Below are 15,892 nucleotides of genomic sequence, written 5' to 3'. Positions count from 1 at the left end.
CTCGGGGGAGCGGTGGCTGGCGATTCTGAAAATAGTGCGGGTGAGATTCGCCCGGGGCGCAAGCGCCCCGTACGGACCCGAAATCCCCGGCTGCATACCCTGCCGGAACTGCTGCTGACCGCGGTCGAATCCGATCCGGACGCGGTCGCTCTGGTGCTTGCCGATGAGTCGGACACCATCGCGACCTGTCGGTACGCGGAGCTGGACGAGCGCTCCACCCGCTTGGCGCGGCTGCTCATCGCGCGGGGCATCGGTCCCGAAGATCTGATAGCGGTGGGGATTCCGCGGTCCATCGAATCGGTGCTCGCGGTGTGGGCCATCACCAAGGCCGGCGCCGGCTTCGTCCCCGTCGATCCGAAGTATCCGGCCGATCGGGTCGCGCACATGGTCACCGACTCCGGTGCAGCCCTGGGCCTCACGGTCGGCGCGGCGCGGGCCGGGTTGCCGGACACGGTGGAGTGGCTGGCCGTCGACACCCCCGAGGTGGGTGCGCGACTCTCGGGTTACCCGGCCGAACTGATCACCAATGCCGACCGCGTGCGACCGTTGCGCGGCCACCATCCCGCCTACGTCATCTACACCTCCGGCTCGACGGGGCTGCCCAAGGGTGTGGTGGTCAGCCAGGCCGCGGTCTCGACCTACTGCTCGGTGCAGCGCGAGCGGCTGGACGCGACACCCGATTCCCGGGTGCTGCACGTTATTTCACCGTCCTTCGATGTCTCCGTGGGCGAGCTGCTGCTGGCGATCGGCGCGGCCGGGACCCTGGTGATCGCCGCACCCGGCGTCTTCGGCGGCCCCGAGCTGGCGGCGTTGCTGCGGCGCGAGCGGGTGACGCACATGATGATCACGCCGTCGGCACTCGCCTCGGTGGATCCGAGCGGGCTCGACGGGCTGCGCGTGGTGGTCGCGGCGGGGGAGGCGTGCCCGCCGGAGTTGGTGCGGCGCTGGGCGATTCCGATCGGCACGGGCCGGACGCGTCGATTCGTGAACGGGTACGGGCCGACCGAGGCCACCATTCTCGCCACCACCGCCGATCTGACGCCGGACCTGCCGGTGACCATCGGCGGGACGCTGCGCACTGTCAGCGGGTACGTCCTCGACGAGCGGCTGGAGCCGAGTTTCGCCGGCGTGCCCGGGGAGTTGTATCTGGCGGGAGAGCAGCTGGCCCGCGGGTATCACCGTCGACCCGGGCTCACCGCGCAGCGGTTCGTCGCGAATCCCTTGGGTCCTTCAGGATCTCGTGTCTATCGGACCGGGGATCTGGTGCGTCAGACGCCCGGCGGGGAACTGGAGTATCTGGGTCGCAATGACTTCCAGGTGAAGATTCGTGGGTTCCGGATCGAGCTTGGGGAGATCGACGTGGTGCTGGCGTCGCATCCGAGTGTGGATTTCGCGGTGACGATCGGGCACGAACTCGCCGACGGCGCGACCATTCTGGCCTCCTACGTGCACGGTCCCGCGATCGTCGATCCGGACGAGCTGACCGCGCTGGCTCGGCGCGGGCTGCCCGCGCATATGGTGCCCGCCGTCGTCACCGTGCTGGATCGCATTCCGCTCACCCCGGTCGGCAAGTTGGACCGGCGGGCGCTGCCCGCGCCGCGGCTGGGGGCCGCGGCCTTCCGAGCTCCGGCCGGGCGGATCGAGCTGCTGGTCGCGGAGGTTTTCGCGGAGCTGCTGGGTGCCGTCGATCCGATCGGTGCGGACGACAGCTTCTTCGAGCTCGGCGGCAATTCGCTCATCGCGACCCGGGCCGCGGCGCGGCTGGGTGCGCTGATCTCGGCGCGCGTGCCCGGCAGGCTGCTGTTCACCGCGCCGACCGTGGCCACGCTGGCCGCGGAGTTGGCCGGACTCGAGGGCGTGGGCGGGCGGGCGGCTCTCGTGCCGCAGCCGCGGCCGGAACGCATTCCGCTCTCGCCCGCGCAGCGACGGATGTGGTTCCTCAATCAGTTCGATACCGGGTCGGCGGCGGAGAACATTCCGTTCGCGCTGCGGGTGACCGGGGCGTTGGATGTCGCGGCCTTGCGGGCCGCGTTCGGGGATGTGATCGAGCGGCACGAGGCGTTGCGGACCGTGTACCCGGAGGTGGGCGGTGCGGGGAGTCAGGTGATTGTGCCTGCGGCGCAGGTGATTCCGGAGCTGACCGTGCAGCCGGTGCACGAGGAGGAGCTGGCCGGGTGGCTGGCGGGGGTGGCGCTGACCGGGTTCGATGTTTCGGCGCGGGTTCCGCTGCGGGTGGAACTGGCCCGGCTCGGGGCCGATGAGCATGTGGTCGCGATCGTGCTGCACCATATCGCCGCCGACGGCTTCTCGACCGGGCCGTTCGCGCGGGATCTGCTGACGGCGTACCTCGCTCGGCGTGAGGGAGGCGTACCGGACTGGCAGCCGCTGCCGGTGCAGTACGCCGATTACACGCTGTGGCAGCGTGCGTTGCTCGGGAGGGAGAGCAGGCGGGGATCGCTCGCGGCGGTCCAGATCGCCTATTGGCGTGCGGCTTTGGCGGATATTCCGGATCGGATCGAGCTGCCCGCCGATCGCCCGCGACCGACCGTGGCGTCCGGGCGGGGCGCGACCTTCGCCTTCGAAATCGGCGCGGAACTGGTGGCCGGGATCGAGGGGCTTGCCAGGTCCGGCGGCGCTTCGCCGTTCATGGTGCTGCACAGCGCCTTGGCCGCGCTGCTTGCGCGGCTGTCGGGCACCGACGACATTGTGATCGGCACGCCGGTGGCGGGTCGTGGTGAGGCCGCACTCGACGATCTTGTCGGCATGTTCGTCAATACGCTGGTACTGCGGACGCGGGTCGATGCCGGAGCGGGTTTCGCGGAGCTGCTGCGGGCTGCGAAAGAGGTGGATCTGGCTGCGTTCTCGCAGGCGGAGCTGCCGTTCGAGCGGTTGGTCGAGGTGCTCGACCCGGTCCGCACCCAGGCGCATCATCCGCTGTTCCAGGTCGCGTTGTTCTTCCAGAACCTCGACGCGCCACAGGTGGAGCTGCCGGGGCTGAGCATCACATCCATCGAATCCGATAGCGCGGTAGCCAAATTCGACCTGCAGCTGTCGATATTGCCGCGCGAGCAGGGCGGCATGGGTGCCGTGTTCACCTATGCCACCGACCTTTTCGACGAGAGCACCGTCGCGGGGTTCGCGGATCGGCTGGTGCGGATCCTGTCCGCAGGGCTGGCGGACACCGCGCTGGCCATCGGGGATATCGAGCTGCTCGATCCGCGTGAGCGCGCGCGAATGGTGTTGGACTGGAACGACACCCGGCACACCGTCGCGGACGAGTCGCTGCTCGGTGGTTTCCGGCGTGCGGTGGTTGCCCATCCGGATGCGATGGCGGTTCATTTCGAGGGTGTGGAGCTGACGTATCGGGAGTTCGATGAGCGGGTCAATCGGCTCGCGCGACTACTCATCGATAGGGGAGTGGGTCCGGAATCGCTGGTCGGTTTGGCGGTTCGGCGGTCGTTGGATCTGGTGATCGGCATGTACGCGGTGCTGACTGCGGGTGGTGCGTATGTGCCGTTGGATCCTGATCATCCGGCCGAGCGCATCGCACACATTCTCGACACTGCGCGGCCCGTGTGCGTGCTGACCACGGCACGCGACGACTTCGAGCTCCCCGACGCACCGGGCTTGGCGCTGCGCATCGATGAGCTGGAGCTGTCGGGATATTCCGATGCGCCGGTGACCGATGCGGATCGGCGTGCGCCGCTGCGGTCGTCGAATGCCGCGTACGTCATCTTCACGTCCGGATCCACCGGTCGGCCCAAGGGTGTCGCGGTCTCCCATGCGGGCGTTCACAACCAGATCAGCTGGATGCTGGCCGAGTACCCGATGGGACCCGGCGACGTCTACCTGCAGAAGACGGCGACGACGTTCGACGTCTCGCTGTGGGGCTATTTCATGCCGTTGCGTACCGGTGCGAAGCTGGTGGTCGCCACGCACGACGGGCATAGGGATCCGGTGTACATGGCGGAAACCATTGCGCGGCAGGGTGTTACGGTTACCGATTTCGTGCCTTCGATGCTGACCGTGTTCGCCGCGCATGCGGCGCCGGGCAGGCTCGGGAGTCTGCGGGATGTGTTCGTGATCGGTGAGGCGCTGCCGCCGGAGACGGTGGCGGCGTTTGCCGAAGTCTCCTCGGCGCGGGTGCACAACCTGTATGGGCCGACCGAGGCTGCGGTGTCGGTGACCTATTGGCAGGCGCGTGGTGATGAGCGTGCTTCGGTGCCGATCGGTGTGCCGCAATGGAATACCCGTGTGTACGTGCTGGATTCGCGGTTGCGGCCGGTTCCGGTGGGCGTGGCGGGAGAGTTGTATCTGGCCGGTGGGCAGCTGGCGCGGGGGTATGTGCGCCGCCCGGATCTGACCTCGGATCGGTTTGTGGCCAACCCGTTCGGCACCGGCGAGCGCATGTATCGCACGGGCGACCTGGTGGTGTGGCGTGATGCCGGTTCGGATCGTCCGGCGCGGTTGGATTATCTCGGGCGCACCGATTTCCAGGTGAAGTTCCGTGGTCAGCGTATCGAGTTGGGGGAGATCGAGACCGCGCTACTGGCTTGTTCCGGGGTGAGTGCGGCCGCCGCCTCTGTGATGCCGTCGGAGCTCGGTGATCAGCTGGTCGCGCATGTGGTCGCGATGCCGGGCCGGGTGATCGTGGAGTCGGAATTGCTGACCGCGCTCGCGGATGTGCTGCCGCGCTACATGATTCCGTCGGCCGTCGTCGTTCTTGATGAGTTCCCGTTGAATGCCAGCGGCAAGTTGGATCGTAAGGCGTTGCCCGCGCCGACCTTCGCCGGTCGTGAATTCCGTGCTCCGGCGACGCCGGTCGAGGAGATCGTGGCGGGTGTGTTCGCCGAGGTGCTCGGGGTCGGCCGGGTCGGGGCGGATGATGACTTCTTCGCGCTCGGTGGGAATTCGTTGATCGCGACCGCTGTGGTGGCCAGGTTGGGGGCGGCGCTGGGGGATCGGGTGCCGGTGCGGACCCTCTTCGAGTCCCCGACCGTCACCGCGCTGGCCGCGGCGGTTGAATCGCGGGTGCGACACGGCCGGACGGTGGAACTCGGCGGGATCGAGCGTCCCGAACGGTTGCTGTTGTCGCCCGCGCAGCAGCGCATGTGGTTCCTCAACCGGTTCGACGATCTCGGTGACGGGACCGTGTCCGCCGGATCGGCGGCCTACAACCTGCCGTTCGCGCTGCGGCTGTCCGGCGGCCTCGAGGTTCGGGCGCTGCGTGCCGCGCTCGATGATGTGGTGTCCCGGCACGAGGTGCTGCGCACCGTGTATCCGCAGACTCCCGACGGCCCGGCCCAGCTCGTGCGGGTCGCCGGGGACGACTCACTGCCGAGGCTGGCTGTGGTGCGTGTCGTCGAGGCCGAGATCGCCGGTGCCGTCTACGAACTGGCCGCGACACCGTTCGACGTCACCCGCGAGGTGCCGATCCGGGTCCGGCTGTTCGAGGTCACGGACCCCGCGCCGGAGCCCCGTTACGTACTCGCGGTGGTCGCACACCATATCGCCGCGGACGCGTCGTCGATGGCCCCGCTGGTGCGCGACATCATGACCGCCTACACCGCCCGCGTCGCGGGAGCGGAACCGCCGTGGAGCCCGTTGCGGGTGCAATACGCCGACTACGCGCTGTGGCAACGCGAGGTGCTGGGCGACGAGGCCGATCCGGAATCGATTGCGGCGCAACAGCTCGCGTACTGGCGTCGCGAACTGGCCGGACTGCCGGACCTGCTCGAGCTGCCCACCGATCGCCCCCGCCCGGCCGTGGCGTCCGCACTCGGTTCGCGGGTGTGGGTGCGCATCGATCCGGAGATTCATGCCGGCGTGGTGCGCATCGCCCAGGAACATCAGGCGACCGTGTTCATGGTCGTGCACGCGGCCTTCGCCGCACTGCTGGCGCGACTGTCCGGTACGGACGACATCGCTATCGGCACACCCGTCGCGGGCCGGGGTGAACGCGAACTCGACGATCTCATCGGCATGTTCGTCAATACCGTGGTCTTCCGGACCCGCGTGGACGGCGGCGAACCGTTTTCGGGGCTGCTCGCTCGACAGCGCGAGACCGACCTGCAAGCCTTCTCCCACAGCGACATTCCCTTCGAACGCCTGGTGGAGGTGCTCGAACCACCCCGCACCACCGCACACCATCCGCTGTTCCAGGTCGGCCTGTCCTTCCAGAACATGACCCGCGCCGCGCTGGAACTGCCCGGCCTCACCATTTCACCGGTCGACTCGGATCTCGCTGTCTCGCAATTCGATCTGCATCTGATCGTCTCCGACGGCTACGACGAACACGGTGCCCCGGCGGGTATCGGCGGCTACCTCACCTATGCCACCGAACTGTTCGACGCAGCGACGGTCACCGGGTTCGTGGACCGGCTGAACCGCCTGCTCGCCGCCATCGTCGAGAATCCGGCGGTCCGAGTTGGTGAGATCGACCTGCTGTCGTCGGCCGAGCGGACCGAAATCCTGGATGCGCGCAATGCGACCGCGCACCAAGTGGATTCGAGCGCGACGCTGGCCTCGATGCTGGATGCGACCGTGGCGGCGACACCGACCGCCATCGCGCTCATCGGGCCCGACGGCGAGACTCTGACCTACGCCGAGCTCGGCACGCGGGTGAACCGCCTGGCGCGTGAACTCATCTCGCGCGGGATCGGCGCGGAAGACCGGGTGGCCCTGGCCATCCGCCGGTCCGTGGACCTCGTCGTCGCCATGTACGCCGTCTCGGTCGCCGGTGCGGCCTATGTGCCGGTGGACCCGGACCAGCCCGCCGAGCGCGTGGGCTACATCCTCGAGACCGCCGCTCCAGCCTGTGTGTTGACCACGGCTGGTGACGGTTTCGTGCTGCCCGACGTCCTTCGTCATCCCGGCGGAATGACGGGGCTGGTGTGGATCGACGAGCTGGAGCTGTCCGGCTACTCGGCCGAGCCGGTCACCAACGCCGAGCGGGTGCGTGAGCTGACCGCCGCGAGTACGGCATACGTCATCTTCACCTCGGGTTCGACCGGTCGTCCGAAGGGTGTGGCGCTGCCGCACGCGGCCATCGCCAACCAGTTGCAGTGGAAGACGGCTGAATTCGGGCTCGGTGCGGATGACGCGGTGCTGCTCAAGACCGCTGCCACCTTCGACCTTTCGGTGTGGGAGTTCTGGTCGGCCGCCGTGTCGGGTGGCCGTCTGGTGATCGCGTCGGCTGATGGGCATCGTGATCCGGCGTACCTCAACGAGCTGATGGCTCGTGAGCGGGTCACCACGCTGCATGTGGTGCCGTCGATGCTGGATTCGCTGCTCACCGAAGCCGTAGGCACGCTGAATGATTCGCTGCGTCGCGTGTTGGCGATCGGTGAGGCGCTGCCCGCAGCCGTGGCACAGCGCTTCCGTGCCAGTAACCCGGACGTGGAACTGTTCAACCTGTACGGCCCGACCGAGGCCGCGGTGTCCATCACCAGCCACTTGGTTAGTGATGCCGACGCAGGTGCGGTGTCGATCGGCGTGCCGGAATGGAATTCGCAGGTCTACGTCCTCGACCCGCGCCTCAACCTGGTGCCCGATGGTGTGGCCGGTGAGTTGTACCTCGCTGGTGCGCAGTTGGCGCGTGGGTACTTCGCGCGTCCGGATCTGACGGCGGATCGTTTCGTGGCCAACCCGTTTGCGGTGGGCGAGCGTATGTACCGCACGGGTGACGTCGTCGCCTGGAACAACGGCGAACTCGACTATCGAGGGCGCACCGACTTCCAGGTGAAGATCCGTGGTTTCCGTATCGAGCTCGGTGAGATCGAGGCTGCGCTGCTCGCGCTGCCGGAGATCGCGCAGGGTGCGGTATTGGCCAAGCAGGATATGCGGACTGGGGATCGGCTGGTCGCCTATCTGGTGCCCGCCGGTGTGGATCTCGATGTGGCACACGTGAAGTCGGCCTTGGCCGCCGTCCTGCCGTCGTACATGGTGCCGTCGGCGTTCGTGGTGCTGGATGCCCTGCCGCTCACCGTGAACGGCAAGCTGGATCGGAAAGCTTTGCCGGATCCGGAGTTCGAGGCCACTGCGTACCGTGTGCCGTCGACTCCGATCGAGGAGATCGTGGCGGCGGTGTTCGCCGAAGTCCTCGGGGTCGAGCGGGTCGGCGCGGCGGACGACTTCTTCGCCTTGGGTGGAAACTCGCTGGTGGCAACGCAAGTCGTGGCCCGACTGGGTGCGGCCCTGGATACCCGGGTTCCGGTGCGTGCGCTGTTCGAAGCGCCTACCGTGGCCGCGCTCGCCGTCAAGGTGGAGGGGCACACGGGGTTGGGGCGTCGGGCGCTGACCGCCGGTCTGCGTCCGGAGCGGATTCCGTTGTCGCTGGCGCAGCAGCGGATGTGGTTCCTGAATCAGTTCGATCCGGCGTCGGCGGCCTACAACATCCCGATCGCCGTGCGGCTTTCCGGTGCCCTGGACGTGGATGCGCTGCATTTTGCGGTTGCCGATCTGATCGAACGTCACGAGATCCTGCGGACGATCTATCCACAGCGGGACGGTGACCCCGCGCAGCTGATCCTGCCTGTGGGACAGGGTGTTCCGGATCTGTCGCCGATGTCGGTCGAGGCGGATGCCCTGCTGGACGGGATCGGCGAGTTCCTCGGGGCGGGGTTCGATGTGACCGCCGAGGTGCCGCTGCGGGCCAGGCTGTTCCGGCTCGATGACGACGAGTACGTGCTGGCCTTCGTCGTGCACCACATCAGTGCCGACGGCTGGTCCCTGGGGCCGCTCACTCGCGATGTGATGATCGCCTACGCCGCCCGCCTGGCCGGGGTCGCTCCCGGGTGGTCGCCGCTGCCCGTGCAGTATGCCGACTTCAGTGTCTGGCAGCGAGCGTTACTCGGCCGGGCCGACGATGCCGCGAGTCTGCTCGCGACGCAATCCGATTACTGGCGTGCCGAACTGGCGGACCTGCCGGATGAACTGAACCTGCCCGCCGATCGGCCCCGTCCGGCGGTCCAGTCCGGTGCGGGCGGTCGGGTGCGGTTCCACATCGACGGTGAGATGACGAGGGCGGCACGCGAATTCGCCCGCGCGCACCACGCGACACTTTTCATGGTGGTGCACGCGGCTTTCGCGGTGCTGCTGGCCCGGCTGTCGGGTACCGGCGATATCGCGATCGGCACGCCGGTCGCGGGCCGCGGTGAGGCCGAATTGGACGATGCCATCGGCATGTTCGTCAATACGCTGGTGCTGCGCACGCCGGTGCACGGTGCGGAGAGCTTCGTCGAACTGCTGGCGCGGACCCGCGAGGCCGACCTGCGGGCCTTCGCGCACGCGGAGCTGCCCTTCGAACACCTGGTGGACGTGCTCAATCCGCAGCGGTCGACCGCACGGCATCCGATCTTCCAGGTCATGCTGTCGTTCCGGAACCTGCCGCAGGGCAGCTTCGCGCTGCCGGATCTGCGGGTCGAGGTGATCGACTCGGACTTCTCCACCGAACAATTCGACCTGTCGCTGACCCTCAGCGATATCGGCGCCGCGGGCCTGCACGCCGAATTCTCCTATTCGCGTGACCTGTTCGACGAGGCGACGGTCCGCGGTTTCGCCGACCGCTTCTCCGCCGTACTGGACGCGGCACTGGTCTGGCCGCATGCGGCCGTCGGTGATCTGCCGCTGCTCGACGACGCCGAATATCGCCAAGCCACCCGGACCCAACCCGCCGTGGTGTCCGGCGAACTGCTGCCGGACCTGCTGGATCGTGGTGTCCGCCTGGGTCTGCGCCGGGTGGCGCTGCAGTTCGGCGGCCGCACGGTCTCCTACGGCGAACTCGACGATTACGCGACGCGGCTGGCGCGGGTGCTCATCGCCCGGGGTGCCGGACCCGACACGCTGGTGGCCATCGCCCTGCCGCGCTCGCTGTGGAGCGTCATGGCGATCTGGGCGGTGGCCCGGACCGGTGCCGCTTTCGTCCCGATCGATCCCACGTATCCCCCGGAACGGGTGCGATACATGCTCGGCGACGCGGGAATCACGCTGGGCGTCACCGTCTCCGCGCATGCCGCCGCGCTGCCGGAGCTGGACTGGCTGATCCTGGACGACCCCGGCGTCGAGGCGCGCTGCGCCGTGGCCTCGGCGGAACCGGTGACCGACGCGGTGCGGTTGCGCCCGCTGCGGCCCGGCAATCTGGCCTATGTCATCTACACCTCCGGTTCCACGGGCCTGCCCAAGGGCGTCGCGGTCACCCATGCCGGTTTGAGCACCATGGTCGATTTCGACCTGGAGCTGTACGGCCTGAACTCCGATCATCGGATGCTGCACATCTGTTCGCCCAGCTTCGATCAGTCGATCGAGGAATGGCTGCTGGCGTTCGCTTCCGGCGCGACCGTGGTGATCGCACCGCCCGACATCGTCGGTGGCGCGGAGCTGCACGAGCTGCTGCGCGAGCAACGGATCACCCATCTGATCATCACCCCGGCCCAGCTCGGCACCGTCGATCCGGCCGGCCTGGACGAGCTGGAACTGGTGGCCACCGGTGGCGAGGCCACGACGGCGGAACTGATCGCCACCTGGCAGCCAGGTCGCCGGTACCTGAACGGGTACGGTCCGACCGAGGCGACCATTGCCGCCACCTACGCGAACATGATTGCCGGGCAACCGATCTCGATTGGTACGCCGATGCCGGGGTTCGGGGCATACGTGCTGGATGCCCGCTTGAATCCGGTGCCGCCGGGGGTGGCGGGCGAGCTGTATCTGTCCGGGCGGGCGTTGGCTCGCGGATACCACGGCCGGGCCGTGCTCTCCGCCGAGCGGTTCGTCGCGAATCCGTTCGCCGCAGGGACCCGGATGTATCGCACCGGGGATCTGGTGCGGTGGACGCCCGGCCGGGCGGCACCGGAGCTCGCGTATGTCGGCCGGTCCGATTTTCAGGTCAAGGTGCGGGGTTTCCGTATCGAGCTGGGCGAGATCGATGCCGTGCTGGCCGCACACGAGTCGGTGGAGTTCGCGGTCACGGTCGGCCATGGGGCCCCGGCCGGATCCACCATCCTGGCCGCTTACGTGCTGCCCGCCGCCGGCTGCGATATCGACATCCCGGCGCTCACCGAGCATGTCGCGGAACGGGTACCGGATTACATGGTGCCGACGGCCATCACGGTGCTCGACGCCGTCCCGCTGACCCCGGTCGGCAAGCTGGATCGGCGGGCCCTGCCCGAGCCGGTGCTGGTGCCTCGTGAATTCCAGTCCCCGAGAACACCGGTGGAGCAGATCGTCGCCGACGTGCTGGCGGGTGTGCTCGGCCTGGAACGGGTCGGCATCCGCGACAACTTCTTCGCCCTCGGCGGCAATTCACTGCTGGCGACCCAGGTGGTGGCGCGGCTCGGCGCCGCCCTCGCGACCCGGGTTCCCGTGCGCGCCTTGTTCGAAGCGCCCACCGTGGCCGAACTCGCGGTCGCGGTCGAACAGGACGCGGGCACCGGCGGTCGTCCGGCGCTCACGGCTCGGCCCCGGCCGGAACGCATTCCGTTGTCGTTGGCGCAGCAGCGCATGTGGTTCCTCAACCAGTTCGACACGACCTCGGCGGCCTACAACATTCCGGCGGCTGTGCGGCTGACCGGTGACCTGAATGTGGTTGCCCTGCAGCAGGCCGTGGCCGACACCATCGAACGGCACGAGTCGCTGCGCACGGTGTTCCCGCAGGAAGACGGTGAACCTCACCAGGTGATCCGGCCCGCTGCCGATGCGGTGCCCGATCTCACCCCGATTCCGGTGGCGGCGGAGGCGTTGCCGGAGCGGATCGCCGGGGTGCTGTCGGCCGGATTCGATGTGGTGCACGAGGTTCCATTGCGGGCCGAGCTGTTCCAGGTCGCAGGTGCCGAGGCCGAACATGTGCTGGTCTTCGCGGTGCATCACATCAGCGCGGACGGCTGGTCGATGGGCCCGTTCACCCGCGACATCATGTCGGCCTACGCGGCTCGTATCAATGGTGATGTTCCGGCGTGGGCTCCGCTGCCGGTGCAGTACGCGGATTACACGCTGTGGCAACGTGAAGTGCTGGGTTCGGAGAACGATCCGGAGAGCTTGATCTCCGCGCAGGCCGGCTTCTGGCGGACCACGCTGGCGGGGCTGCCGGACGAGCTGAACCTGCCTTTCGATCGCCCGCGCCCGCCGGTGGCGTCGCTGCGTGGCGGGACCGTCGGCTTCGGGATCGACGCGGATCTGTATCGCAGCCTGCAAACTCTTGCACGGGAACGCAATACGACGCTGTTCATGGTGATACATACCGCGCTGGCGATCTTGCTGTCCCGGCTTTCGGGTACCGACGACATCGCCATCGGTACTCCGATCGCGGGTCGTGGTGAGCCCGAACTCGACGACGTGATCGGCATGTTCGTCAACACCCTGGTGCTGCGCACCCGCGTCGCGGGCCAGCGGTCGTTCGACGAGCTGCTCGCCGAGGTCAAGGACGCCGACCTGGCGGCCTTCGCGCACGCGGACCTCCCGTTCGAGCGGCTTGTGGAGTTGCTCAATCCGGCGCGCTCCACCGCACGCAATCCCCTGTTCCAGGTGCTGCTGGCGTTCCAGAATCTGCCGGACGCGAGCCTGGAACTGCCCGGACTACGGGTCGGCGCAGCCGATTTCGAGGCGTCGACCTCCCAGGTCGATCTGCAACTGGCCATCGCGGAGGACGGTGACGGCGGCGCGCTCGGGATGTTCGGGTTCGCGCGGGACCTGTTCGACGACCGCACCGTCGAGGTGTTCGCGCAGCGGTTCGTCCGCCTGTTGCGGGCGATCGTGGATCGGCCCGGTACCGCCGTCGGCGATCTGCCGCTGCTCGCCGAGGACGAATCCCGGCAGCTCACCCGGGTGCGCGGTGCCGCCGTCACCGAGAGCGCCCTGCTGCCCGAACTGCTCACTCGCGGTGCCGAACTCGGCCGGGACCAGGTCGCGGTCCGCGATCGCGGTCACTCGTACACCTACGGCGAGCTCGACGACTACTCCTCGCAATTGGCGCGGGTGCTCATCCAAGACGGGGTGGGCCCGGAAACAGTGGTGGCCGTGGCCTTCCCTCGCTCGATCGAGATGATCGCGGCCGCGCTGGCGGTCGCCAAGGCCGGTGGGGCCTACCTGCCGGTCGATCCGAACTATCCGCCGGATCGGTTGCGGCACATGGTCACCGATTCCGGCGCGGTCCTCGGTCTCACCAGTGAGTCGCTCGCCGCCGGACTGCCCGGCGACATCGACTGGCTGTGCCTGGACGAGGCCACCGTCGACCTCCGGTGCCGGGCCGCGTCGCCGGCCGCGGTGACCGACGCCGACCGTCCGGCCCCGATCCGCGCGGCCACTCCGGCCTACGTCATCTACACCTCGGGCTCCACGGGAATGCCCAAGGGCGTCACCGTGACTCACCGCGGTCTGGGCGCGCTGCGCGAATCCGCGGTCGGGGTCTGCGAGCTCGCACCCGGGGACCGCTTCCTGCACCTCTGCTCACCCAGTTTCGATCCCTCACTGCTGGAGTGGATCTGGGCGTTCTCCAGCGGCGCGACACTGGTCGTGGTGCCGCCGGAGGTCCTCGGCGGGGCCGAACTCGGGGAGGTATTGCGTCGCGAGGACGTGACCCATGCGATCTTCACCCCCGGCGTGCTCGGCACCCTGGATCCGGCCCGGCAGCCGCAGTTGCGGATGGTGCTGGTCGGCGGTGACGTGACTGCGCCGGAGCTGGTGGCCAAGTGGAGCAGCCCGGATCGCCGCTACTACAACGCGTACGGACCGACCGAGGCCAGCATCATGGCCACCAGCGCGCGGCTGGAGCCGGGCGGGCGGGTCACCATCGGCACGCCGGTGCACGGCATGTCGGTGCTGGTGCTCGATGACCGGATGCACCCGGTACCGGTGGGCGTCGCCGGAGAGCTGTACCTCGGCGGTGACGGACTCGCACGCGGGTACCGGAACCGGGCGGCATTGACGGCCGAGCGGTTCATCGCCGACCCCTGGGGTGCGCCCGGTTCCCGGCTGTATCGCACCGGGGATGTGGTGCGCCGGCTGCCCGACGGCCGGATCGAGTACGTCGGGCGCTCGGATTTCCAGGTGAAGATCCGAGGTTTCCGCATCGAACTCGGCGAGATCGATGCCGTCCTCGCCGACCGGGCGGAGGTCGATCACGCGGTGACTCTCGGCCGGGAGATCGCGTCGGGAGAAACGGTTCTCGTCTCCTATGTGATCGCCGCGCCCGGGCACCCGATCGATACCGATCGGCTGTCGCGGGCGGTCGCCGCGCGCCTGCCCTCGTACATGGTGCCCACCGCCGTCGTGGTGCTCGACGCGCTGCCGCTGACCCCCGTCGGCAAACTCGATCGTGCCGCCCTGCTGGAGCCCGAATTGCGGCCGCGCACCTACCGGGCGCCGTCGACACCGTCGGAAAACCGGGTGGCCGCGGCCTTCTCGCAGGTTCTCGGGCGCGAGCGGGTGGGTGCGGAGGACGACTTCTTCGCGGTCGGCGGCACTTCGCTGCTGGCGACCCGGGTGGTGAGCCTGCTGCGGGAGGACCCGGGAACCCGGCTGACCGTCGCCGATTTCTTCGGTGACGCCACCGTCGCCGGGCTCGCGCGTCGCCTGGACACGTTCGGTACCGAGGCGAACACGGACCTCACCGGGGCGCTCGGAGTCGTGCTGCCGATCCGGCCCACGGGCGCGAGCCGACCGCTGTTCTGCATTCATCCGCTGGCCGGATTGGCCTGGTGCTATGCGGGTTTGAGCGGGGTGCTGCCGGCCGGGCAGCCGATCCTCGGCCTGCAGACGCCCGCGCTGACCGAACCGGACTTCGCGCCGGCCACGCTGGCCGAGATCGCACAGCGCTACCTCGCCGAGTTGCGCGCCATCCAGCCCGAGGGGCCCTACCGGCTGCTGGGCTGGTCGCTCGGCGGCAAACTCGCCCATCACATGGCGACAATGCTGCAGCAACAAGGGGATTCGGTCGAGTTGCTGGCCATCCTCGACGGTTACCCGCAGGACGACCTGGACGAATTCCGGGACACACTCGGGAAGACCTTCGCGGAACTCGGGATCTCCGAAGCCGTCTTCGGTGGTGACGATCGGCTCGAGTTGAGCGACACGGCACTGGACGCCGTCCAGACCGCCCTCGCCTCGGAGTTCTCCGACGTACCCCGGGACCTGTTGCGCCGCACGGCCGCCGGGGCCGTGCGCACGGTGGCGCTGGAGCACGAGTTCCGGCCCGAGGTCTATCGCGGCACGCTGCTGTTCTTCGGCGCGGCCGACCCCGCGCACGCGGTGACCGGGCGGACGGCGGCCGAATGGGCGCCCTTCGTGCAGGGCGAGATCTCGGACCATCCGGTTCCGGTCACCCACGACCGGATGACCGATGCGGAGGCTCTCGCCCGGATCGGCGGCGTGCTCACCGACACGCTTCGGCGACTGGACGATCCGATGGACTCGGAGTGGGGTCGCGGCATCGTAGCCTCCGATCCGGGTCGCGCAGGGATCACAATGCGCCACATCATGCTCGACGTGGCAGATGGCACGCCGCCGGACCGGGTGCACTCGACCGTGCGCGAATTGATGGACCGGCACCCCGGTGTGCATGTCCGATTGCATTTCGCCGGCCACGACGTTGTTTACAAGATCGAGGAAAACCCCGAATAGGTACACGTATAGGTCAACGTATGCCGTTGTGGTTCATGTGCAATCGGTAATCATGTGCGTTGGATCACGACGGGGGTTTCACCGGGGGGTGAATATCGAGCTAGCAGTAGGTGTATTTCGTCCCATTTGGGCTGGTTCCGTCCGTTCACCTGGGTGATCACACCGAGGCCGACCGATTCTGGCACGGAATAGCCGACCTATTGGCACAAATAGCAACTTGTCAGTAAGCGGGCGGACGACAAATATTGATGCGATTGAAAAGCGCATGCGAGTGCGGTTGGAA

At 68.3% G+C, this 15,892-nt stretch carries 1 protein-coding gene; it reads left to right on the top strand.

What is annotated here, in order from left to right; translation table 11 throughout:
• Positions 1-12 precede the first annotated feature (12 nt).
• Positions 13-15,609 (top strand): amino acid adenylation domain-containing protein, encoded by a 15,597-nt coding sequence (locus ACFXHA_RS07490; protein ID WP_379354028.1) that lies wholly within the window; start codon positions 13-15, stop codon positions 15,607-15,609.
• Positions 15,610-15,892: the final 283 nt, after the last annotated feature.

Origin of the sequence: Nocardia sp. NPDC059240, from assembly GCF_042753865.1 — a bacterium.
Taxonomy (GTDB): Bacteria; Actinomycetota; Actinomycetes; order Mycobacteriales; family Mycobacteriaceae; genus Nocardia.
This window is presented reverse-complemented; position numbering and strand designations above follow the sequence as displayed.